This is a genomic window from uncultured Algibacter sp. (assembly GCF_947487575.1).
Taxonomy (GTDB): Bacteria; Bacteroidota; Bacteroidia; order Flavobacteriales; family Flavobacteriaceae; genus Algibacter_B.
The window spans coordinates 192,698-215,803 of record NZ_CANKXG010000009.1 but is presented as its reverse complement, the minus strand read 5'-3'; the positions used below and the strand labels follow the sequence as shown (position 1 = coordinate 215,803).

At 31.0% G+C, this 23,106-nt stretch carries 18 protein-coding genes, 1 other RNA gene and 1 pseudogene; 6 read left to right on the top strand and 14 right to left on the bottom strand.

Features of this window, described 5'->3' with window-relative positions:
• The 6 genes and pseudogenes from Q0870_RS12070 to Q0870_RS12045 form a co-directional block, all read right to left on the bottom strand.
• Positions 1 to 1,973, bottom strand: a pseudogene (locus Q0870_RS12070) (hypothetical protein); the annotation flags it as partial.
• Positions 1,974 to 2,007: 34 nt separating this feature from the next.
• On the bottom strand, positions 2,008 to 2,406 hold the full coding sequence (locus Q0870_RS12065; RefSeq protein WP_298555767.1) for a hypothetical protein: 399 nt from the start codon (positions 2,404 to 2,406) through the stop codon (positions 2,008 to 2,010).
• 546 nt (positions 2,407 to 2,952) lie between these two features.
• Positions 2,953 to 4,866, bottom strand: a complete 1,914-nt coding sequence (locus Q0870_RS12060; RefSeq protein WP_298555766.1) for an OmpA family protein — start codon at positions 4,864 to 4,866, stop codon at positions 2,953 to 2,955.
• A gap of 12 nt (positions 4,867 to 4,878) precedes the next feature.
• Entirely contained in the window at positions 4,879 to 5,832 is a 954-nt protein-coding gene (locus Q0870_RS12055; RefSeq protein ID WP_298555765.1) for a type IX secretion system membrane protein PorP/SprF, read from the bottom strand.
• A gap of 13 nt (positions 5,833 to 5,845) precedes the next feature.
• Positions 5,846 to 9,103 (bottom strand): gliding motility-associated C-terminal domain-containing protein, encoded by a 3,258-nt coding sequence (locus Q0870_RS12050; RefSeq protein ID WP_298555764.1) that lies wholly within the window; start codon positions 9,101 to 9,103, stop codon positions 5,846 to 5,848.
• Positions 9,104 to 9,142: 39 nt separating this feature from the next.
• Positions 9,143 to 9,649: a hypothetical protein gene (locus Q0870_RS12045; RefSeq protein ID WP_298555763.1), complete on the bottom strand. Its 507-nt coding sequence runs from the start codon at positions 9,647 to 9,649 to the stop codon at positions 9,143 to 9,145.
• Positions 9,650 to 9,899: 250 nt separating this feature from the next.
• On the opposite strand from Q0870_RS12045, the gene Q0870_RS12040 reads away from it, so the two are divergent.
• The 4 genes from Q0870_RS12040 to Q0870_RS12025 all read left to right on the top strand — a co-directional run bounded on the left by Q0870_RS12040 (position 9,900) and on the right by Q0870_RS12025 (position 14,270).
• Positions 9,900 to 10,388, top strand: a complete 489-nt coding sequence (locus tag Q0870_RS12040; RefSeq protein ID WP_298555762.1) for a histidine phosphatase family protein — start codon at positions 9,900 to 9,902, stop codon at positions 10,386 to 10,388.
• Positions 10,389 to 10,511: 123 nt separating this feature from the next.
• On the top strand, positions 10,512 to 12,578 hold the full coding sequence (gene ppk1 / locus Q0870_RS12035; protein WP_298555761.1) for a polyphosphate kinase 1: 2,067 nt from the start codon (positions 10,512 to 10,514) through the stop codon (positions 12,576 to 12,578).
• Between the two features lies 1 nt (position 12,579).
• Complete coding sequence (locus Q0870_RS12030) at positions 12,580 to 13,485, top strand: rod shape-determining protein (protein ID WP_298555760.1); 906 nt, start codon at positions 12,580 to 12,582, stop codon at positions 13,483 to 13,485.
• A 179-nt stretch (positions 13,486 to 13,664) separates the two neighbouring features.
• Positions 13,665 to 14,270, top strand: a complete 606-nt coding sequence (locus Q0870_RS12025; RefSeq protein WP_298555759.1) for an outer membrane beta-barrel protein — start codon at positions 13,665 to 13,667, stop codon at positions 14,268 to 14,270.
• Between the two features lie 9 nt (positions 14,271 to 14,279).
• Here the strand turns inward: Q0870_RS12025 and Q0870_RS12020 are convergent, their stop codons facing one another.
• Genes Q0870_RS12020 through dnaX form a run of 3 tightly spaced genes read right to left on the bottom strand, consistent with a single transcriptional unit; the run spans position 14,280 to position 17,175 of the window.
• On the bottom strand, positions 14,280 to 14,861 hold the full coding sequence (locus Q0870_RS12020; protein WP_109352640.1) for a tRNA-(ms[2]io[6]A)-hydroxylase: 582 nt from the start codon (positions 14,859 to 14,861) through the stop codon (positions 14,280 to 14,282).
• A 12-nt stretch (positions 14,862 to 14,873) separates the two neighbouring features.
• Positions 14,874 to 15,449 (bottom strand): DUF4738 domain-containing protein, encoded by a 576-nt coding sequence (locus Q0870_RS12015; protein WP_298555758.1) that lies wholly within the window; start codon positions 15,447 to 15,449, stop codon positions 14,874 to 14,876.
• The gene (dnaX, locus tag Q0870_RS12010; protein ID WP_298555757.1) at positions 15,442 to 17,175 is read right to left on the bottom strand and encodes a DNA polymerase III subunit gamma/tau; all 1,734 of its coding nucleotides are present in this window, start codon (positions 17,173 to 17,175) and stop codon (positions 15,442 to 15,444) included. The genes Q0870_RS12015 and dnaX overlap by 8 nt, the downstream gene beginning before the upstream one ends.
• 409 nt (positions 17,176 to 17,584) lie before the next feature.
• Here dnaX and rnpB point away from each other — a divergent pair.
• Positions 17,585 to 17,924: RNase P RNA component class A (gene rnpB, locus Q0870_RS12005), an RNA gene on the top strand.
• Between the two features lie 85 nt (positions 17,925 to 18,009).
• Here the strand turns inward: rnpB and Q0870_RS12000 are convergent.
• The 5 genes from Q0870_RS12000 to Q0870_RS11980 all read right to left on the bottom strand — a co-directional run bounded on the left by Q0870_RS12000 (position 18,010) and on the right by Q0870_RS11980 (position 21,542).
• Positions 18,010 to 18,753 carry a hypothetical protein gene (locus Q0870_RS12000; RefSeq protein ID WP_298555756.1) on the bottom strand — a complete coding sequence of 248 codons (744 nt, stop codon included), beginning with the start codon at positions 18,751 to 18,753 and terminating at the stop codon, positions 18,010 to 18,012.
• 28 nt (positions 18,754 to 18,781) lie between these two features.
• Complete coding sequence (locus Q0870_RS11995) at positions 18,782 to 19,300, bottom strand: nuclear transport factor 2 family protein (protein WP_298555755.1); 519 nt, start codon at positions 19,298 to 19,300, stop codon at positions 18,782 to 18,784.
• 163 nt (positions 19,301 to 19,463) lie between these two features.
• Positions 19,464 to 20,003: an RsmD family RNA methyltransferase gene (locus tag Q0870_RS11990; protein ID WP_298555754.1), complete on the bottom strand. Its 540-nt coding sequence runs from the start codon at positions 20,001 to 20,003 to the stop codon at positions 19,464 to 19,466.
• Positions 20,003 to 20,824 carry a DUF3822 family protein gene (locus tag Q0870_RS11985; protein WP_298555753.1) on the bottom strand — a complete coding sequence of 274 codons (822 nt, stop codon included), beginning with the start codon at positions 20,822 to 20,824 and terminating at the stop codon, positions 20,003 to 20,005. The genes Q0870_RS11990 and Q0870_RS11985 overlap by 1 nt, the downstream gene beginning before the upstream one ends.
• Entirely contained in the window at positions 20,808 to 21,542 is a 735-nt protein-coding gene (locus Q0870_RS11980; RefSeq protein WP_298555752.1) for a hypothetical protein, read from the bottom strand. The genes Q0870_RS11985 and Q0870_RS11980 overlap by 17 nt, the downstream gene beginning before the upstream one ends.
• 126 nt (positions 21,543 to 21,668) lie before the next feature.
• On the opposite strand from Q0870_RS11980, the gene Q0870_RS11975 reads away from it, so the two are divergent.
• A complete protein-coding gene (locus tag Q0870_RS11975) occupies positions 21,669 to 23,093 on the top strand; it encodes an ATP-binding domain-containing protein (protein ID WP_298555751.1) in 1,425 nt (474 codons plus the stop codon).
• Positions 23,094 to 23,106 lie beyond the last annotated feature (13 nt).

Genomic DNA, 23,106 nt, shown 5'->3' with positions numbered 1-23,106 from the left:
CCACACGCATCGGTTACAGTAGGTAAAGTAAATGTTTCAGTAGCATCAGCAATACAATCTACAGTTTCTGCACCGTCTGTTGGTATTACAATAGGCGTAGTATTAATTACAGTAATTGTTTGAACAAAACTCGTAATTGTCACCCCACAGGCATCTGTAAAATTCCAAGAATTAGTATAAGTACCAGTATTGGCACAACCAGCATCAGGAACAAAAGACCCAGATGTTTTAACAGGAGTTAAAGCACACTTATTGGCAGATGGAAATAGGTTTTGAGCATCAGCTAAATTACTGGCGTCATTACATTGAACCGTTCTATCTAAATCTCCAAGTGCTGTTTGCCATGATATTGTAGGTTGAATAACATCCATGATTACAGGATCTTCAATACTAGCACCACATGGATCTGTTGTTGCAGAACTTAATGTTGATTGTTCAGTAGTATTTATTTCTCCAGAATAAGTAGCCTCAAACTGTACTTCAAATTGGGTTGTACAATTAGTTTCCAAAAAGTAGCACTCATCTCTAATCTGTAATTCAAATTCTACATCAAAAGGTAAACTTCCAGCAGCAACTAAACTATCATCTATAAAAAATTCTAGAAGATTAGTTCCTGTATTATAATTATAAGTTACACCAGAAGGTAATGTAGGTGATATTGGTTCTACTAAAGTTAACTGAGGAGGTAAAGTTTCAAAAATTCTTAAGTTTTTTGCATTATCATTACCTTTATTTTCAACATTAAATTCTGCACCAATCGTCGTTCCAGGACTTTGAGGTGCACTAGGAGTGTCTAATGTTACATTAATAGGTCCAAGTTCTGGTTTCCAAACTTCTACAGACAAGCCTAATAAGTATAATCCATAAACTTCAAGATTTGATGTTAAATTAAATGTGGCAGAAGTTTGATTGTTTCCAATAATAGTATTTCCTGGGTTAGATAATTGAAAAACTGCAGCATCAAAACCTAAGGTATTTGTACTGGCAGGGTTTCTGTCTGTAAAATTGGCGTTATCAATGGTTATTCTACTATTGAAAAAGTTGGTTTCTGGTCTGATTGGAATTGTAGGAAGTTGAGCTGTAGATAAATCGACAAAAGTCCCTGAAGTATTTTGTATTTGTAGGCCATCACCACTTAAACCTTGGTCACCTTCAAGGGCACCAATAAGCACATTTGCATTTACATTACCTGATGGTACGGTTTGAAAACCACTGAATATAATATCACCAGAATCCACTTCATTAACATGTGCATATCCATCAAAAATAGAAATGTTTTTAGGAAGTAGTGAAGGACTTTCATATACAAAAACAATTTGCCACCCCCCAGAGACACCAATTGGAGTACCTGAGTGATCACTTAATGAGCCAATTTTGCCCTCTACATTTGCAACTTGATAAGTTCCATAAGGGTTAGTTAGCGCGCCAACTTGGGTAGTAATATCCTTTACACATATATAAGGTTCATTACTAAAATGAGTATCTCTTCCTCTATAAATAATTTCACTACCTGTTGCAGTATAAGTTGTATAACTCGTTTCTCCAGGAAGCATTAGCTGTACATCATTGTAATTCCAACTTGGTTGGTTTTCATCAATTGTGTCACTAAATTCCCTATCTGCAGCAGCCCAATATAAAAACACTTTTCTAAGTGTTAAACAACTAGCACTAGGCGCAGGATTTGCAAAATTTGCACTACTGGAGTTAAAAGTGTTAGCTCCAATACCTGTGTTACCATCAATATCTACATACACTAAGTTTGATAAATTATGATTATCACTTCCACCTGTATAACTACCTGTAGCAGTTGTAGAAATCATATTGTTAGCAATAATAGTAAAATCTCCATTTACAGCCTCATTAAATCTTGGAGTAAAAGCTTGTTGTACTTGAGCTTGAGAAAAAACACTTATAAAAAGTATAAATACTAATAACGCTTTATAGTGAATTATGGATTTGGTAAAGATTTTCATAAGCTTTAACTAATTAATATTTTATAAATAATATTTAATGCCCTTTTGTATTGGAGTCGGCCATAAAAGATTTTATTATAACAGACTTTCTCTTACTATTTTTTTTATTTAATAATTTCGCTATGAGTTTTGAGCATTTCCATTGGCCAATTTCTGAATTATTTTCTCTAGTAATCTTTAGATAAAATTTTAAAGATTTTTTTGGTTGTAGCAAAATTTTACTTAAATTTTCACTCAAAGTTTTATTGTATATTTCAAAAGTTAAACTAGAACTAATTTTACTATCAATTTTCTTTTCTGAAACAACATTATCATTGTCAAGAAATCCTTTTTGGTTTTTAACGACATTATTATAATCATCTTTGCATTTAGCAGGTTTTACAAATAATTTAAATTCATTGATTTTATTTGAATTATTTGTAATTTCTAACAAATGATAATGTTCTTTATCTGTATCGGGCTTATCACTATATTTTACTATTTCTAAATCAAAAGCTGAATGATTTTTTCTTTGTTCCTGAGCATTTAGAATTTGAAACAGACAGGTTATTAGAAAAAAAATACAGATTTTAAAAGTCGATTTACTTTTCATGATTTGCATAATGTTAATTAAATAATTTGATTTAAATAATAACCAGATATTTAGTACTGGTACTAATTAGTAACTAATATTGATTAATAAAAAAATAAAAAAACTTTTGTTGAGGGAAAAATACGAGGGGAGAACATTACGATTTAATAATGCCTTATTTGTTTTTGAAATTAGATTCGGGGTCATAATTTTAAATTTATAGTAGGTTTTGCAAAAAAACATATATGATATTAGTTAGTCAAATATTCATGGTAAATCACTAATAAATTCGATTAACCGCTAAAATACGCATTTAATCGTAATAATATGTATATTGTCGATGTTTTTAATTTTTATTATTCATAAAAACTTGATAAACAAGTGTTTATAATATTAATTATTTTAGTATTATTTTTTTAATATATAAAAATAAGACCTACGATTTATTTGATGCTCTTGATCTGTACATTTAACACCATTAGAACATTTATTTAATAATTGACTTTCACCATATCCAATAGCGCTTTCAATTTGATTTTGTGGTATACCTCTAGAAAAAATATAATCTCTAGTAGATTTAGCTCTTTTATTAGATAATCGCATATTAAAATTATCCCTTCCTCGACTATCAGTATGAGCTTCAATTTTAATAACCATAGATGGATTAATCCTTAAAACATCTACAATATTTTCTAACTCATATTTTGCATCAGTACGGATATCCCATTTTCCATAATCAAAAAATATGGGTTTAATTACTATTTGATTTCCTTTAATTAAAGATTCTAAAAACAAATCTTTTTCAATAATAGTTTCGTTTTTGTCATTTGAAGTAATTTGAACCTGATCTTCAGAATATGCTATAAGTTTTGCTGTAACAGTATATTTCTTCTCACAGTTAATAATAAATTTATAAGCTCCATCATCTTTAGTTATGATTTCTTCAATAATTTTTCCTGTATTGTCAATAAGTTTTACATGCACATTACTTAATGGTTCATTATCTTTTTTATCTCTTGTAATTCCTTTGATAGTTTGAGAACATATTTTGGAATACACTGTATAAATATCATCACTTCCATTTCCGCCTGGTCTATTTGAAGATAAAAAACTTCTTTTATTATCATTTAATGGGTCTATGAAATAAGCAAAATCATCATAACCACTGTTATATGGAGCACCCAAATTTTTTGGTAGCGCAATACTATCTTTAATAAAATTAGATTCAAAAATATCTAAAAGTCCTAGGTTTAAACGTCCGTCTGAAGAAAAATAAAATGTGCTATCCTTGCTAACAAAAGGAAACATTTCACGCCCTTCAGTATTTATTTTTGATCCCAAATTTCTTGGTTCACTATATTTATTGTTTTCAAGAATGTCAACAACGTAAATATCAGTTTGCCCAAATCCACCATTTCTATCAGATACAAAAAATAGCTTTTTGTTATCTGGACTTAAAGTCGGGTGTCCTGTTGAATAAATTTCATCATTAATAGGTAACTCTATAATGTTTTCCCAGTGGTCTTCAATAAGAGAAGCTTTGTATATTTTTAAATGTGTAGTTCCTTTTTTATCGAAATTTAGTTTATTTTTTCTTGTTACATTATCTCTGGTAAAATACATGGTTTTGCCATCATTAGTAATAGCTATAGTAGCCTCATGATAATCAGAATTAATATCTGAAGATTCAATTAAATTAGCATTACCAAGTTCTAACGTGTAATCTTTTTCTTTTATTGAAATTTGAAATAAATCTAAGAAAGGTTCCTGATTCCATCCATATTCTTTAGTCTCATTAACACCTCTAGCTGAAGCAAAAAATAATTTATTATTAAAAATGAACGACCCGAAATCTGAAAACTTTGAATTGATAGGTAAATTTTCTATTTTAATAGCTAATGACTCATCAATAGCACTAAGTTCATCATATTTAGATAGATTATCGATATCATAATTTTTAACTCTACTATCGTTATTTCTAATTTCTATAAACTTTTTAATCCATTTATTTGCGTCGGAATAATTACCAATACTTTTTAAAGATTGAATATATCTATATAAATGTTCAGAATCAATATTAAATTTATTTACTGCTTTTTCGTACCAATAAATTGCTTTTTCAGAATTAGAGTTATTGTAAAAACAGTCACCCAAACGCGTTAAGTTATGCATGCTATCATCACCATTTTCTATAGCTTTTTCATATAACTCACTAGCTTTAATAAAACTGTAATTATCAAAAAACTTATCAGCTAGTTTTTTTTGAGCAAAAAGAGTACTAGTAAAAAAAACTAATAAGAGAATTAAAAAATTTGTTTTCATATTAATATAATTTTAGAAGTATCTAGGAGATTTAATACGTTTACTTTTAAAAAGTTCATACATAAATAATATTTCATGTGTACCACTAGAAACACCGTTTATTTCTGAAAGTGGGTACTCGTAAGCATATCCAATTCGAATCTGTTTAGAAACTTGAAAATCGGCAATTCCACCTAAAGCAGAGGCATGTTCATTAATTCTATAAGATGCGCCAAGCCAAAAGGTTTCATTAAATAAGAAATTAGCCGTAATATCAAAAGATAAAGGAGCTCCATTAGTAGCTTTAAGTAACATGGCTGGTTTAAATTTAGTTGTTTCATTTAAATCAAAAACATAGCCTCCTGTAAAATAGTAACTTACGCGCTCCAGAGCAATAAAATCAACAGCACCTTGTTTTCCATTATTATAATCTGTATTTAGTATCCTTGGAGCAGAGAGTCCTAGATACCACCTATTTGAATGCAAATAAGCACCTAGCCCAATATCGGGGCTAAACCTATTGGATACATCATCGAAAAAAGGGTCATTAATGCCATTATTTAATGATGGATCACTAGTATTATTTAATAATGACTGATCTAAACTGTATTGAGTGAAACCAGCTTTTAAACCAAAGGCAAGTTTATGCTTCTTTCCTACCGGAAGCGTATATGAGAAATCACCATAAAAATAGGTAAAGTTCTCATATCCTAATTCATCGTTAATGAATGAAAACCCTATTCCAACCCTATCATTTCTTAAAGGGCTGTGGACTGAAATTGTTTGGGTTGTTGGCCCTCCTTCTAAACCTACCCACTGACTCCTGTGTAAACCTACAACACTTAATGTTTCTCTACTACCAGCATATGCCGGGTTTATTGAGATTGTATTATACATATACTGTGTAAACTGTGGTAGTTGTTGTGCAACTCCTATCCAGCAATTTGCCAGTATAAAAATAATTATGTTTAACTTTATTGACTTCATAGTATGTTTAGATTTATTTAGTGCCTACATAAAATGCCTTAGCAAAAGGTTCTAACCCACTATCTTTTAAATTAATAATATAAAAATATGTTCCATTCGGAACTCTTTCTGCTTGTCCAACTGATCCACTAGAAGTAAATCCATTCCAATTATTTTGATAATTGAAGTTTTCATATATTTTTGCTCCCCAGCGATTGAATATCTGCAATTCTACCGTAAAACCACAAGTGTCTATACCATTGATTGTAAAGAATTCATTATATACATCTCCATTAGGAGTCACAACTTTTGAAATGATAACGTTATTCCTATCACTACATGGTAATGTTATACATTCTTCATGAATTTCAATAGTTACTTCTGTTGTATTTAAACATCCATTGTCATTGAAGGCATAACTGAATTTATAAAAGCCTAACACCACATTTTCAGGATCAAAAACACTTTCATCTAAACTTGCGTTGCCATCTAAAACTGTCCATTGCCCTCCTGTTTGATTTTTCTGTAAGTAATCATTCAAATCTATAGTTCCATCATCAAAACAAGCTCTTTTATTTACTGTAGTTACAAGTTCACTTAAAGTAACAGAAATGGTTTGAGTGTATGATTCTTGATTATCGCATTCATCAGTAACTGTCCATGTTCTTACTATTTCATAATCAGATGGATTGTTTTCATCAAAAGAACTTGTTTCTTCAAAAACTTCATTTATGTTAGACGAACAGTTATCAGTAAATTCAATATTTGGAATAGCTGGTATATTTTCACAGCTAACAGTAATTGTAGATTCAATAGTTGTTGTTGGCTCTGGAGCCTTCGTATCTTGTACAGTAATTGTCTGAATGTGTGTTGTTGTTAGTCCATTTGAGTCAATAGATACCCATTTACGCTCTAAAGAGTAATTAGACATACATAAACCATTTGTTCTTTCTTCTGTGAAATCTACATTAACATCACCATCACATGAATCTGTTACAGTTAATGTTACTGGGTCTGGTACGTTATCACATTCAAAAGTACCGTCTACAGGTAGCGTTTCAACAAATTCTGGTGCTTCTGCATCAGTAATAGTTACCAGTTGATTACAAGACAGACTGTCGTTTCCGCCATCATTAGCAATCCAAGTAATGGTTGTTGTTCCCACAGGGTATGGATCGGTTAATGCTAAGTTATCTGAACGTGTTCCTGTAAAAGTGAACGTTGTTGCACAGTTGTCGGTAGCTGTAGGGTCTACAATAGTTACATTAGTAGCCTCACAAGCATTAGTATCTGCATTTAAATCAATGGTTGCAGGACAGGTGATTATTGGTGCTTCTGCATCAGTAATAGTTACCAGTTGATTACAAGACAGACTGTCGTTTCCGCCATCATTAGCAATCCAAGTAATGGTTGTTGTTCCCACAGGGTATGGATCGGTTAATGGCAAGTTATCTGAACGTGTTCCTGTAAAGGTGAACGTTGTTGCACAGTTGTCGGTAGCTGTAGGGTCTACAATAGTTACATTAGTAGCCTCACAAGCATTAGTATCTGCATTTAAATTAATAGTTGCAGGACAGGTGATTATTGGTGCTTCTGCATCAGTAATAGTAGAAACATCATAACTTTCAGATACTGTACATCCGCTATTAGTGTCTGTTACAATAACAGTATAAGTACCAGCTATTAAGTTTGCTAAATCTTGAGTATCTGTATCAGGATCTTGAAGTCCATTATTATCCCAATCGTATGAATAACTTCCCGTACCACCAGAAACAGATATATCTATAGCGCCATCATTTCCGTCTAAACAAGTAACATCAGTACTTGATTCTAAACTAATAGCTAGAGCAGTAGGCAAGGTTAGCGTATTTGAAGATTCATTAATATCAGCTAAAGAACATGTTCCAACTCCATAAGAACCAGAATAAGTTAAATCAGCAGTAAAAGAACCTTCAAAAGCTGGAGTTCCTGTATAATTAAAAGTTCCATTTTGAGAATTTGAAGAACCAACTTGAGTTCCATTCAATCTGAAAACCCATTGAAATGAATCTGAAAAAGAAGTACACCCTCCTTGGTTTAAAGAACTGGAATATGATATTGAACTCGAGCATCCTAATCTTGAAATTACGGGATTTATTACAGGACAAGGAACACAAATATTAGGATTAGAAAAAGTGAGTGATGAAGTATTACAAGATGAATCTTCATAATTTATAACCGAATTACCTGGAACTTGATTACTACATGCATTCACACCGTCAGATTCAATAGTATATGTCAAAGTAATAGTCTCATCATATAAATTAGGAACAAACCATGATATAGAAGATGCTGTATTAGTCGTTGAACCAGAACTTGGGTTTATAGACCCAGGAACTAAAGTAAAACCACTTTGCAAAACATCTGAAACCAATGATTGTCCTGAAATTTGTGTGGCTGCAGGCACTAATCTTCCCAAAATTTGAGAATAAATCGCAGTTAAATTGGCATTATTTTCAGTGGAAAAAGCACCAGAATTTTGAATACCATCTAGTGTATTTAAAGCCACGGATTCTTCTGTGCCACTAATGGCTCCAATTAGACCAATAGTAAAAATGCTTTGATTGTATACCTCTCCCAAAACCGTTGTGGTTTGAGCATCTACACCTGCTTGTATTGCTTCTGTTTGACATGTTGTAACAGTAGTAGTAGAAAAACAAGAGTTGGTAAATATACCATTATTCCTTACTGTTGCAACACCATCAGATAAAAGAATAATACTTCTAGAGGTGGTACAATCAAATGTTCCAGTTGTTGTTAATACATTATCAGCTTTTACTATACCATCCTCAGTATTCGTACCTCCTCCTGTAACAATACTATTAATTGTTGCAATAACCGAAGCTTGTCCACTACTATTTGTCAAACCAATATCAATTGTCGCTGTACTACTAAAACTAACTATAGCTACTCTATTTAAACCTGTTGGATTATTAGCAGGCAAAAAGAAATTATTTACAAAATCTACAGCTGCATCTTGGGCAAAATCAATGGGTTTAGGATCATTACCAAAATTCATACTACCGGATCTATCAATTACCAAAACAACTTCTTGTGGCTGAGGCGGTGGGTTACCTATAACTTCTAGTGTTACATCAAATTGATTACAGTTTGTAGTATTCTCAATAGCATATTTATTAACAATAACTTCTTGAGCCATTAATACGCCAAAAGAGAAAAACAAGAAAACAACTAAAAGAATATTTTTTAGTTGCTTATTGTGTCCTTTTTGAATGAGTAATTGATTTCTCATATTTATCTTTTTATAACTAATTTATAATTATAATAAACTTTATTCTTCTGACGGATCAGGTATAAATACACTTAAAATTATTTCATCAGAAATAGTTTTATTCGAAATAGCTTCTACTTTAATACATCCCCAAGTGTTAAATTCTGTACCATTTGGAGCTGTGGCTGTTAGAGTAAATTGCTTTGTTTGTTCAGCATCTAAAGTGGTTTGAATACTAGATTCTGTGTTAGACATGCTTTGGGAATTATCTACCTCAAGCAACATATATAAATTTGAATTTTCTTTACTAGACAGATTTGAATTATACTCGTTTGAACAAGGAGAAGAATCTAATGTTGCTCTTATGATGAAGGATTTTCTTGAGCCAGATGTATTTTTTAGTTTTAATATGAAATTAGCACCGTCTTCATCTATAGATTTAAAATTTCTATTTTTTTCAACAGAAAGTTCTGCACTAGAGTTTTGCAGATTATTAACCGTTACCTTTTCCTTAGAAGGTAAAATTGTAAAAATTAGCGTTATAAGTATAGTAAATGTAATTTTCATTTTTTTATATTAAGTATTTGTAAATCATGTATTTAATAGATACATAATAGTTTAAACCGTCACTAAAATCAATAGTAGTTTTAAAGTAAAAAAACTCCATACTAACTAATGATTATACGACTCTTACTTCATTTTAGTTTTTCTAATTTCAATTTTTGTATTTTTTTATATATTTTGAACAAGCAAATAAATTGAATTTAACCGAAAAAAGCAACTTTTTATCGATAAAAAATGCATTTAATCGATATTTATGAAAAAATTAATATTAGTTAGGCACGCCAAATCATCATGGAATCATGATGTTACAGACCACGAAAGGCCACTTAAAACAAGAGGAATTAAGGATGCCAATTTAGTTTCCAAATCATTAAGAAGTCATAATCTATCTATGGAGTTAATTATTTCTAGTGATGCTGTTCGTACAAAATCTACTGCGAAAATTTTTATCAAAAATTTAAGCATTAATGAAGATAACCTGCAATTTAGTTATGATTTATATGATTTCTCAGGAGAAAACCTAATTCGATTTATCAAAACATGCGATAGCACTATTAATAATCTAATGATTTTTGGACATAATCATGCCATAACGGCTTTTGTAAATACTTTTGGTACAGAATATATAGATAACGTTCCAACAAGTGGAGTCGTAATCATAGAATTTGATATAGAAAAATGGCGTAAATTAAAACCAGGAAAAACAATAATAACATTATTCCCAAGAGATATAAAGCCATAAATAAGGTTCTTTTTTTTAATTATTTAATAAAAACATATTCAAATTTAATTATAGTTTAAAATAATATATTTTAGTCTAAATAGAATATATTTGTTTTAAACAATTAAAATTCATTTAGAGTCAATGACTAAACCTGAAAACTCAGAAAATAATAGTTATATAAATAGAGAAATTAGCTGGTTACAGTTTAATGCCAGAGTCCTACAAGAAGCCACTGACGAATCTGTCCCTTTAATAGAAAGATTACGTTTTTTAGGTATTTTTTCAAATAACTTAGATGAATTTTTTAAAGTAAGGTACGCAACAGTAAAACGTATTGTTGAAGCAGGAAAAGGAGGAAAAAGCGAACTAGGTGGTATTAAGGCAAAAGAATTGCTAGAAATTATAACTCAAATTGTAATTAAGCAGCAAAGTGAAAGTGTTGCCATTTTAAATACTATTGATAAGAAACTAAAAGAGGAAAATATTTATGTTATTGATGAAACGCAAATTGACGATAATCAGAGTGCATTTATTAAAACATACTTTTTTAAAACTGTTAGTCCTGCATTAGTAACTATTATTCTTAACGATTCAGTTGTATTACCAAATCTAAAGGATAGTGCCGCTTATTTAGCTGTAAAAATGCTAATGAATAATGATAATAAGCAATTTGCTTTAATTGAAATTCCAAAATCCGTTGATCGTTTTGTTGAATTACCTAAACAAGGTGATAAAAGCTATATCATTATGGTTGATGATGTATTGCGGTATTGTTTAGAAGATATTTTTAATATTTTCGATTACAAATCTATTTCTGCTCACATGATAAAAATTACCAGAGATGGTGAATTAGATTTTGAAAGTGATTTAAGTAAAAGCTTTATAGAAAAAATTTCTGATAGTGTTAAACATAGACAAGTTGGAGAACCAGTAAGGTTTGTTTATGACAAAACCATACATAAAGAAACATTAAGGTATTTAATGTCGAAAATGGGTATTGATGATACAGATAGCATAATACCAGGAGGTCGTTATCATAACAGACGCGATTACATGGGATTCCCCAGTTTAGGAAGAACAGACCTCTTATATGATAAAATTGAAGCTGTACCAATAAAAAACTTGAGTTTACAGCGAAGTATTTTTAAAGCCATTGCTAAAAAGGATTACTTGTTACATGCACCATATCAAACTTTCACATATGTTGTTAAGTTTTTAAGAGAAGCTGCTTTAGATCCTAAGGTTAAAACAATAAAAATCACTATTTATCGCCTTGCAGAAATATCTCATGTCGCTAGCTCGCTTATTAATGCAGCCGTTAATGGTAAGTCAGTTACAGTATCCATTGAGCTTCGTGCAAGGTTTGATGAGCAAGCAAATATTAACTATGCCCAACAGATGAAAGATGAGGGTGTCAATTTAATATTTGGAGTTACAGGGCTTAAAGTGCATAGTAAAATGTGCGTAGTAGAACGAGAGGAAGGCAAAAAAATAAAACGCTATGGCTTTATTAGCACAGGAAATTTTAATGAATCTACAGCAAAAATTTATACAGACTATACACTTTTTACATCCAACAAAAAGATTTTAAAAGACGTTAATCAAGTTTTTGATTTTTTTAAAACAAACTATAGGATTTTTAAATACAAACACTTAATCGTTTCGCCACATTTCACTAAAAGTGGAGTTTTTAATCTAATTAATAAAGAAATTGAAAATGTAAGGCAAGGCAGAGAAGGCCTTATAAGATTAAAAATGAATAGTATTTCTAGCTATCCAATGATTGATAAGTTATACGAGGCGAGCAGGGCAGGAGTCAAAATTCAAATGATAGTAAGGGGTATTTGTTGTTTAATTCCAGGAATAAAAGGAATGAGTGAAAATATAGAAGTTATAAGTGTTATTGATAAGTTTTTAGAACATTCAAGAGTTTATATTTTTGGTAATAACGGCGATTCAAAATTATACATATCTTCAGCCGATTGGATGACACGGAATATAGAAACTAGAGTAGAAGTGGGTTGCCCAATTTATGATGAAGACATAAAGAAAGAAATTATAGATACGTTTAATATTAGTTGGAGTGACAACGTTAAAGCCAGAATATTGAATGATTCTCAAGAAAACCAATACCTTATTAATAAAAAAACCAAGGTAAGGTCTCAATTTGCTATCTATGATTACTATACCAAAAAATTAGAAAACTAGTATGCTTTCAATAAAAAAATATGCAGCCATTGATATTGGGTCAAATGCGGTAAGGCTATTAATATCAAATATTATAGAGCAAAACGGACAGCCTGTACAATTTAAAAAAAATTCTCTAGTTCGTGTACCTATCCGTCTCGGAGCAGATGTTTTTATAAAAAATAAAATTTCCAAAGAAAACATACAGCGTATTTTAGATACCATGTTAGCCTTTAAATTGCTTATGAAATCTCATAAGGTTGTTAAGTATAAAGCCTGTGCTACATCTGCAATGCGGGAGTCGGAAAACGGAAAAAAAGTTGTAGATTTAGTATTGGAACATGCAGGAATCAGTATTGATATTATTGAAGGACAAGAGGAAGCAGCAATTATTGCAGCAACAGATTTAAACAAGTTTATTGATCCAAACAAAACATATTTGTATGTTGACGTTGGTGGAGGAAGTACAGAGTTTACAGTTATAGACAGGGGTAATCAAGTGGCGTCAAAATCTTTTAAAATTGGCACCGTACGTTTGTTGAACGATATGGTTAAAAAACAAACTTGGCAAGAATTGCAAGATTGGATTAAAAGTAATACCAAAGAGTATCATAAAGTTAATGTTCTTGGTTCTGGTGGAAATATCAATAAAATTTTCAAAGTATCTGGCAAATCTATGGGAAAGCCACTTTCTTATTTTTATATGACATCTTACTATAATATGCTTCAAACTTACTCTTATGAAGAACGTATTACGGAACTATCATTAAACCAAGATAGAGCAGATGTTATTATTCCTGCCATGCGAATTTACCTTTCGGCAATGAAATGGGGTGGTGCTAAAAATATTTATGTCCCTAAAATTGGTCTTGCAGATGGTATCATTAAAAGTATCTTTTATGATACAGTTTCAAGCAATACACAGTAAAATTTTGCACTTTAGCTTGTATACTTGCACTTTTTTAAATTTATAATATATATTCGTAGCTTAATATTATTAATAACCCAAATCTATTAATATTGAAATAAGCTTATATATATGTTGCCCTCAACTTCATAATATTTTGGCAAGTTACATCTGATAGATTAACATAAATAAATAAGCAGATGAAAAAATTATTACTACTAACAATACTATTTTGTTTTTCATTCCACGGATTTTCTCAAGATGACAAATTAATTAAATCTTCTAAAAAAGCCCAAGACACCGTAAAAGTGAAAGAAAAATGGTCAGCTTCAAGCGGTATAAAATACGGTGTTAGAGCTGGTTATACCATTTCGCATTTAGACTTTCAAGAAAACGCACCTATTTCAGAAAACAAACATAGAAACAGTATTTATATTGGTTTTTTAGCAAATATTGGCTTATCAAGAACATTATCAGTAGTACCTGAAATTCAATTTTCTGGAGAAGGAGCTAGAGAAGAAGAGCTACAACTAGATTATATTCAAATGCCAATTTTATTTAGATTTCGGTTTAGTGAAAAATTTCATGCTGGAATTGGACCACAAATTGGTTTGAAAGTTCATAAAACAGACGATGGCATGAAAAACCTAGGGTATTCTACTGTTATTGGAGCCGACTATAAAATTAACTACGCCATTTTTGTGGATGTTAGATACAACTATGGAATCAGCAATGTTTTTGATGAAGTATCTGGCATTGTTGCTAAAAACAGAAACATTCAATTAGGTATTGGTTATAAATTTTAATTAAGAATTTCAACCATGTATAGCTTCACTAGTACCTAAATTACTTATAATTTTACTCTCATATTCAAGAAGTTGTTGCCATTTGGTATCAACTTCTTTTTTTTCGCCATATTGTCTAGCAAAACCTAAAAACATAGTGTAATGATTTGCCTCACTTACCATAAGGTTTCTATAGAATTCTGCAAGTTCTTTGTCTTCAAGTTCCTCAGAAAGCAACCTGAAACGCTCGCAACTTCTTGCTTCTATTAACGCTGCGTATAATAAACGATGTACTAGTTGAGTGGTTCTACTGCCGCCTTTTGGGAAAAACTTAAGTAACTCAATAACGTAGTCATCACGTCTATCACGACCTAAAGTCCAGCCACGTTCAAGAATTTTATCATGTACCATTTTAAAATGGCTAATCTCTTCTTTAACCAAAGCTACCATTTCTTGAACAAGCTCTGTATATTCAGGAAAACTAACTATAAGTGAAATAGCTGTACTCGTTGCTTTTTGCTCACAAAAGGCATGATCTGTTAAAATTTCTTCAATGTTTTTCTCAACAATGTTAACCCAACGCGGGTCTGTTGGCAATTTAAGTCCTAGCATAACTAATAATATTTAACAGGTTGGTTTTTGTTCTATACGAATGGTGCCTTTTTTATCTATTGCTACAATAAAATCTTTGAAAGTTTCAGTTTCAGGAATATTAAAAGACGTATTTAAATACAACACATCATCACTTGATTTGTTATGGTCTACCCATACATACTGCATAATGGCCTGATTCCAAAACGATGCGTTTTCAAACTCACTAAATAATAGTTTATTAATTGTGGATTGATTTATTGGTGTATCATCTTTAAAAACTTCAATATGAGCTTCAAAGTTTTTGTAGTTCATTTTTATTATTGAATCCTTTTCCTTTTTTGTAACTTTATAAAAGGCATTATTTTCAATAGAGCGATAATTAATTTTAACATTAAACCCATTACTTAAAATAGTATCTGTGTTAATTGCTACAGGGGAGTTTGGTACAAATTCCACCTGTTCACTAAACTTATTTAGTAAATTGTTTTCTTGTAATATTTCTGTGTTATTCATGTACTTTCTATCTCTACCATCACAACTAATTAGTGACACAATGGGTATAAATATAAGCACAATTAACTTGCTATTAAATAGCGTTTTAAACATCTAAATCGAAAGTTTTTCTTAAAATATCAATATTTGGATTTTTCTCTTTTAATTTTTCAAATTTATCAGCTGTTGTGTAGGCATATTTTTTTTCCAGAACTTCATTAATTGTAATATCTAAACTGATATCAAAATTACTAAGTGTTTTTCTAATATATGCTAATAAATCGTACTGCTGGCGTTCTACTTCCACTTTGTTTGTAGCGTTAGGAAACTCTAAATGAATAGTTGTTCCTTTTACTTTTGGGGTGTCTATAGATAAAATGGAAGCCAAATTATGTTTCCCGTCGGTTCTTAATTTTTCAATAAATGTATTCCAAGCGGTAAGGAGTTCTTGTTCGGTAAATGGTTCTTTAGGCAAGTTTTCCTCATCAATAACCACATCCATTTGCCTAATTTCGTGCTCTTTCTTTGCTCTTATACTTGATAATGAAAGACCAGATGTTCGTTTAGAATCTTGTTTTAAAACAATTTTTGGTGGTTCTTTTACTTGAAATTTTTCAACAACTTCAGCAACTTGTTCTAAAGGTTCGGTGTTTTCAGTTATAGCTTCCGCAGAAGGTGTAACGTTTTCGGTTTTGTTAGGTATAGTAACTGGAATAGGGGTGATGCCCTTTTTCTGGAAGTAAGATGCTGGGATTATGTAATGTTTGCTATTTTTTTTTTCTCCATCATGAGTGATAGAGGCAAGTTGCATAAGGCACAGTTCAACAAGTAAGCGTTGATTTTTACTTGTTTTGTATTTGAGATCGCAATCGTTGGCAAGATTTATACCTTGCATGAGAAACTCTTGGGAGGCTTTTTTTGATTGCTCTAAATATTTGGTTTTGGTTTGGTCGCCAACTTCCAACAGCTCAATAGTTTCTTGAGTTTTACTAACTAGTAAATCTCTAAAGTGTGATGCTAAACCTGCTATAAAATGATGACCATCAAAACCTTTTGAGAGTGTACTATTAAATTGTAATAATAACTCTGGGATTTTATTTTCTAAAATTAAATCTGTGCTTGTAAAATAGGTTTCGTAATCAAGGACGTTTAAATTTTCAGTAACGGCTTGCCTGGTTAGGTTTTTGCCTGAAAAACTAACCACACGGTCAAAAATAGAAAGGGCGTCACGCATGGCGCCATCTGCTTTTTGAGCAATAATGTGTAAAGCATCATCTTCGGCAGTTATACCTTGTTCTTCAGCAATGTATTTTAGATAGCCTTTGGCATCTTTTACCGTAATGCGTTTAAAATCAAAAATTTGACAACGTGACAGTATAGTTGGAATAATTTTATGCTTCTCTGTAGTTGCTAAAATAAAAATACAATGCTTTGGTGGCTCTTCTAGAGTTTTAAGAAATGCATTAAATGCTGCTTGAGAGAGCATGTGCACCTCGTCAATAATATATACTTTGTATTTCCCAACTTGTGGTGGGATTCTAACTTGATCTGTTAAACTTCTTATATCATCAACAGAGTTATTTGAAGCGGCATCTAGCTCGAAAATATTAAATGCAAAATCTTCATCGCCAGTTTCAGTTCCATCACTGTTAATCATTTTAGCTAGAATACGCGCGCAAGTGGTTTTACCAACACCACGAGGCCCTGTAAAGAGTAAGGCTTGTGCTAAATGATTGTTTTCAATAGCATTAAGTAGGGTATTTGTAATAGCCTGCTGTCCCACAACGTCTTTAAACGTTTGAGGTCTGTATTTTCTGGCCGATACTACAAAGTGTTCCATTACTATTGGTAAAGTAACAAAGTTAAAAATTCAGTTTTGAAATAGGAATTTTGAAGCTATAATTTAATAGGAGTTATTAACAAAAATTAAACCATTAGGGAAGACTAAATCACTTGACTTTGTCAGAAAAAAATGATAACTTCGTTTAACGTCGGATATAAAACATTAAAACGATTTTATATCCGTAAAAACATTAAACGAACCTTCCCAAAAAGACACCAACTTTCATTTTAAAAACACTAGACTTGCAAGCACCCCCGCGTTAAGGATTGCAGTGGATAGCCCACAGTTTTTGCGCCTTAGCGCAAAATCGAGGACTTGTAACGAAAAGCCTGACCCCTTTTTTAGGGTAACGCCCAAATATTTAAAATTACTTAGATATTCTGCTTGTTTATTGTAATTTTGCACTCAAGTAAATCGCCTTATCGTCTCGAAGTTAATTCGGGAAGGAAAGTCCGGACACCGTAGTGCAATATAGTGGCTAACAACCACCAACCGTGAGGTTAGGAAAAGTGCAACAGAAAGTATGTACAGGTAATGCTGTAGTGAAACCAGGTAAACTCTATGTGGTGCAATGCTATGTAAACCAACGTTTGAGGGCTGCACGCCCAATTGTTGGAGGGTAAGCAGCTAAAGTGTTTTGGTAACAAGGCACGTAGATAAATGATAAGGTATTCTTGTTCTTTTTTTGGGAAATCCTGAAACAAGTTCAGGATGAACAGAATCCGGCTTATAGATTTACTTAGATATAAATAAACCCTTCTTATTAATTTAAGAAGGGTTTATAATTAAAAAAAAGGTTGGTTACTCTAGGTAATTGGTAGGTTATTTTGTTTATTCTTTTGGTGAGTAGGATAAATCTGGTCGCATTTTACCTCTAAATTCTTCCATTTTTTCGGTATAGTTTATAACTTTATTGAATGTTTTATAGCGGTCTGGACCTAGTACATCTCGATTTGCTTTAGATCTTGTTGCGCTATCTATTTCATCTTTTGCTGATATAGATACTAAATAATAATTATCCATGGTACCTAACGCTGTATGATACACATTATAATATTCTTTTGAGCCTTTAGACTCGAATAACTCTTTTACAGCTTTCATGCCTTCTTTCATTTTTTTAGCATTTTTTGGTTTGTAATGCATCATAAACCAAACGCGGTAATTTTGATCAGACATATCTGTGCCTTCTGGAGCTTTATAGCTTAAAGCATCAATACTTCGCATTAAGTATGAACCATGCGTATCATAACATTTATTAAAGCGCTCAAACATTTCACCAAATTTATCACCCATAGATTTTGCCATATCTTCCATTGGATCTTCGTCTAATTCTGCCATATTTTTAATTGGCGTGATATAATAATATGTAAAATCGTCACGCACAGCAGATATCCATTGTGTTTGCACGTTATTAGCAACACTAGCATCATTAAACTCTTTGGCAATTTTTTCATATTCCATTGCTTTGGAAGGCTTGACATTGTCTTGATGTATAAGAAACATTTGTTGAGCCGAAATTTGATGAGTAAAACAAAAGATTGTTACTACAAGTAAAATTAATTTAATAGTTTTCATAAATTATATAATTTGGTTAGTTAATATTTTATTCTTTAGATGTTTCTGCTTCTTGAGCAGCTTTAGCTTCTGCATTTGCTTTTAAAGTTTTGTTTATTCCTGCAGTATCATAGTATGCGTATTCTTGTGTGATTTTTCCATTAACAAACTCTACAGTTAAGTGTACGGGTATTACCAATTGTTTTTCGGTAACATTTGCTTTTCCGCCCCAGTTACCCCAAAAGTTCACCCAAGTTTTACCTTCTTTATCTATGACCATTTCATAGATACCGCCTTCTTTAGCAAATCCATATGAAGAAAAATTTGAAAGCATGTTTTTCATGCCTACCACCATTTGTTCTGGAGCTGCTGCTTTATTGGTATTGTGGAATATTTTGGCACTATCTGCGAAGTTCGATTTCCAAGCATCCCAATCTTGCGCTTCATAAGCTTTAATGCCAGCTTTTAAGGTTTCAATTTCTGGTGATGCATCAAAGTAACGTTGTGGTTTGTTTTGGCAAGCTATAAACATAGTTACAGCTAATGCTAATAGAAAAAATTTCTTCATTTTAATTTATGGTTTTAAAGGTTAGTATTAAAATTTAAACCATAAACTAAACTCAAAAAAATATTGTTTTTTTGAGAGATTAAAATAGATGTAGAGCCGGGGAGGCTCTTAAGGAGATTTCTAAATTACTGAAAAAAAATGAGTTATAAAAATATAAATCAAATTATGCTTTTTCGAAAAAGCTAAATACATTGCCTCCATAACTTTTTGAATATTGATAGTTTTCTAACTCTGAAAGCTTAGTGTGCTTAGAGTGTTCAACTATCAAAACACCATCTTCGAGCAATAAATCATTAGAAAAAATAAGTTCTGGTATTTTTGCAAATTGCTCGTCTGAGAAATTATAAGGTGGGTCGGCAAAAATAATATTTGATTGTATGGTAGCCTTTTCTAAAAACTTAAACACATCACTTTTAATAGTTTGAATTGGCATTTCAAATTTCTCTGAAGTTTGGTTTATAAATTTTATGCAACCAAAATCTTGATCTACAGATATTATTTGCTCGGTGCCTCTTGAAGCAAACTCATAACTAATATTTCCGGTGCCTGCAAAAAGGTCTAAAACTAAAATATCATCGAAATAGTATAAATTGTTGATGATATTAAACAAGGACTCTTTTGCCATATCTGTAGTAGGGCGCACAGGCAAGTTTTTTGGTGCTACTATTTTTCTACTTTTATAAAGACCTGATATAATTCTCATTAAAAACTTTTTAGCAATGTGAAATTAGAATACATAGACTTGGTTTTTTTAAGATGCTTAAAAGTATCTTTTCGGTCGCCAAAATTTATATTTCTTATATATTTATAAGCTATATTATATAAATTATCATGCTTAACAATATCACCTATTAGAACTAAATTTAGTGTTTCTGGATTAAGACCTAGTTGTTCAGCAGTAAAGAGTATATAATAAATAAAATCTTCTTCTGTGTAATATGAGAATGTATTGTAAAGTTCTAAATTACCTTTTTTTAAGATTAAAATTTCAAAATGATTAGAACTAACATTAATATACATTTTTGTGGAGCTAGATTCTTTTTCAAATTGTAATATAGATTCTATTAAAATTGTTGATACATGTTTAAAAATAAATGCACCAAATTTATCATAAATAAAGTTATTAATATTTATGTAAGGCACATAAACATTAACACTATTGCTTTCTGAAATGGGATCGTAGGCAATAAAATCTGACTTTAAAATTTTTGAATTAAATTTTAAATAATCAGCCAAATAGTTTTTGTTAAATAATGATTTTGGTACTAGTGTGGATAAATCATTATCATGAATAATATTTATACTAGAGAAGTTTCTTTTTAAAACAGTTTCTTTTAAAAATAAATGCTTTAATTCATCTAAAATTTCTAGCGGGTTTAAACTTTTCTCAAAGTGTAACTCCTTTATTATTTCAATAGTATTGGTGTTTCTATTTAGTATAGAAAAAGAAAGTCCACTCAAACTCACTTGAATGGACAATTCTATATTTGTAAGCTTGTTAGAGCTATTATTCGCTATCGCCATAAGTTTTTGGCCAGTTACCACCGGTTTTAACCTCGTCCATAGATCCTACTTTTAAAGCATCCCCATTAACACCGTCAACAGATACTACTTGATTTTCTTGAATTATAAGGTCTTTATTCTGATCATTTAAAAGAACTTCCTTTTTTACTAAAGCTTCAAAAACAGGAATTTTAATATTGTTTTGTTCTAAAAATCCAGATTTCATTTCAAATTTAGCACCTGGCTCACCAACAGGTACATTCATCATTGTTTTATATCGATTTGAAGTTTTAAATAATGAATCTTTAACAGCAACAGTACCTAACGTGTCTATAATAACAATTTCTTTAGTTGTATCAACTCCATATCTTTTTGTTAATACCTCATCAATGATGCTAGAATCTCTACGCTGCGTTAATGTATATTCAGCAGTATCAATAAATTTAATTAAACCATCAAAATTACTTGCAAATTTACCAGTTACTTGTCTATGTGCTAATTGAGCATCTCTAATGTCTTTTAAGCTTTCAATAACTACTGCGTAACGTTTCTTTTTTACTTTATTAAACTGTATTGGTTCATAAATAGACATATACGTTTGGTAGCCTAAAAAGGCTATTAATAACCAAAGTGCTATAGTCAAAATAGGTTTAAATTTAGAAGGGATAAATTTATCAACTAGCTTTACCAAGCCAATTGTAACTAGAATCACCGCTAATGCAATTAAAAAAAATGTCATAGTATCTATTTATTAAAAATTTGTTAATGGTATTTAGCAAATCTACAATTTTTTTTTAATCGTTAAAACCAAAGCACATAAAAATCATTTCTATATTTGAATAATTTTTAATTAGTTTTCATTTAAATGACTTCATCTGAATTTTATTCTATTATAAAACAGCAATTTCCGTTTAAACCTACATTAAAACAGAACATTGTTTTACAACAGCTAACAGAATTCATTTTTTCCAAAAGTCCAAATGCTCTTTATTTACTAAAAGGTTATGCTGGCACAGGAAAAACGACCATAATTGGTGCTATTGTTTCAAATTTATGGAAAGCAAAAAAAAGTGCTGTCTTAATGGCTCCAACGGGTAGAGCAGCAAAAGTAATCTCAAATTATTCTAAAAAAGAGGCTTTTACTATTCATAAAAAAATATATTTTCCAAAAAAAGAACAAAATGGGGGAGTGAAGTTTGTTTTGCAACCAAATAAGCATAAAAATACCATTTTTATAGTAGATGAAGCTTCTATGATTCCAGATACTCCAGGAGACTCTAAACTATTTGAAAAAGGTTCTTTATTGGATGATTTAATGCAATATGTGTATTCTGGTCATAAATGCAAACTACTTTTAATTGGTGACACAGCACAATTACCACCTGTAAAGTTAGATTTAAGCCCGGCTCTTGACGAACGCACCTTATCCTTAAATTATGATAAAGAGGTAACTAGAATGGAACTTGATGAAGTAGTTCGCCAAGAACAAGGTTCTGGTATTTTAACTAATGCTACGGTTTTAAGAGAGGCTCTTACCAATACCTTTTTTGATTCTTTTAAATTTGATTTATCTGACTACACTGATGTTATTAGGCTTATTGATGGTTATGAAATTATGGACGCCATAAATGGTGCTTATAGTGATTTAGGAAAAGAAGAAACCGCTATTATAGTAAGGAGCAATAAAAGAGCAAATCTTTACAACCAACAAATTAGAAATAGAATTCTGTTTAATGAAAATGAATTAACAGCAGGCGATTATTTAATGGTTGTTAAAAATAATTATTTTTGGGTAAAACCAACAAGCGAAGCGGGTTTTATTGCAAATGGTGATATTATTGAGGTTCTAGAAATATTTAGTATTCAAGAATTATATGGTTTTCGCTTTGCAGAAGTAAAAATAAGAATGGTTGACTACCCACGAATGAAACCCTTTGAAACGGTTTTACTTCTAGATACTATTGAAGCCGAAACACCATCATTGCCATATGAAGATTCAAACAGATTGTATCAAGAAGTAATGAAAGATTTTGAGAGCGAAACCAGCAAATACAAAAAGTTTTTAAAGGTTAAAGGGAATAAACATTTTAACGCCTTACAGGTAAAATTCTCTTATGCTATTACCTGCCACAAGTCGCAAGGAGGGCAATGGAATACCGTTTTTGTAGAACAGCCATATTTACCTAACGGAATCGATAAAGAGTATTTACGTTGGTTATATACAGCAGTAACAAGAGCAAAAGAAAAATTGTATCTTATTGGTTTTAAGGATGATTTTTTTGAGGAATAGTTTTTGATTAAAT

What these genes read in the sequence shown, in the direction of transcription:
- Q0870_RS12060 (WP_298555766.1), bottom strand. Translation starts at nt 4,866, where the DNA reads ATGAAAACAAATTTTTTAATTCTCTTATTAGTTTTTTTTACTAGTACT.
- Q0870_RS12055 (WP_298555765.1), bottom strand. Translation starts at nt 5,832, where the DNA reads ATGAAGTCAATAAAGTTAAACATAATTATTTTTATACTGGCAAATTGC.
- Q0870_RS12050 (WP_298555764.1), bottom strand. Translation starts at nt 9,103, where the DNA reads ATGAGAAATCAATTACTCATTCAAAAAGGACACAATAAGCAACTAAAA.
- Q0870_RS12045 (WP_298555763.1), bottom strand. Translation starts at nt 9,649, where the DNA reads ATGAAAATTACATTTACTATACTTATAACGCTAATTTTTACAATTTTA.
- Q0870_RS12040 (WP_298555762.1), top strand. Translation starts at nt 9,900, where the DNA reads ATGAAAAAATTAATATTAGTTAGGCACGCCAAATCATCATGGAATCAT.
- ppk1 (WP_298555761.1), top strand. Translation starts at nt 10,512, where the DNA reads ATGACTAAACCTGAAAACTCAGAAAATAATAGTTATATAAATAGAGAA.
- Q0870_RS12030 (WP_298555760.1), top strand. Translation starts at nt 12,580, where the DNA reads ATGCTTTCAATAAAAAAATATGCAGCCATTGATATTGGGTCAAATGCG.
- Q0870_RS12025 (WP_298555759.1), top strand. Translation starts at nt 13,665, where the DNA reads ATGAAAAAATTATTACTACTAACAATACTATTTTGTTTTTCATTCCAC.
- Q0870_RS12020 (WP_109352640.1), bottom strand. Translation starts at nt 14,861, where the DNA reads ATGCTAGGACTTAAATTGCCAACAGACCCGCGTTGGGTTAACATTGTT.
- Q0870_RS12015 (WP_298555758.1), bottom strand. Translation starts at nt 15,449, where the DNA reads ATGTTTAAAACGCTATTTAATAGCAAGTTAATTGTGCTTATATTTATA.
- dnaX (WP_298555757.1), bottom strand. Translation starts at nt 17,175, where the DNA reads ATGGAACACTTTGTAGTATCGGCCAGAAAATACAGACCTCAAACGTTT.
- Q0870_RS12000 (WP_298555756.1), bottom strand. Translation starts at nt 18,753, where the DNA reads ATGAAAACTATTAAATTAATTTTACTTGTAGTAACAATCTTTTGTTTT.
- Q0870_RS11995 (WP_298555755.1), bottom strand. Translation starts at nt 19,300, where the DNA reads ATGAAGAAATTTTTTCTATTAGCATTAGCTGTAACTATGTTTATAGCT.
- Q0870_RS11990 (WP_298555754.1), bottom strand. Translation starts at nt 20,003, where the DNA reads ATGAGAATTATATCAGGTCTTTATAAAAGTAGAAAAATAGTAGCACCA.
- Q0870_RS11985 (WP_298555753.1), bottom strand. Translation starts at nt 20,824, where the DNA reads ATGGCGATAGCGAATAATAGCTCTAACAAGCTTACAAATATAGAATTG.
- Q0870_RS11980 (WP_298555752.1), bottom strand. Translation starts at nt 21,542, where the DNA reads ATGACATTTTTTTTAATTGCATTAGCGGTGATTCTAGTTACAATTGGC.
- Q0870_RS11975 (WP_298555751.1), top strand. Translation starts at nt 21,669, where the DNA reads ATGACTTCATCTGAATTTTATTCTATTATAAAACAGCAATTTCCGTTT.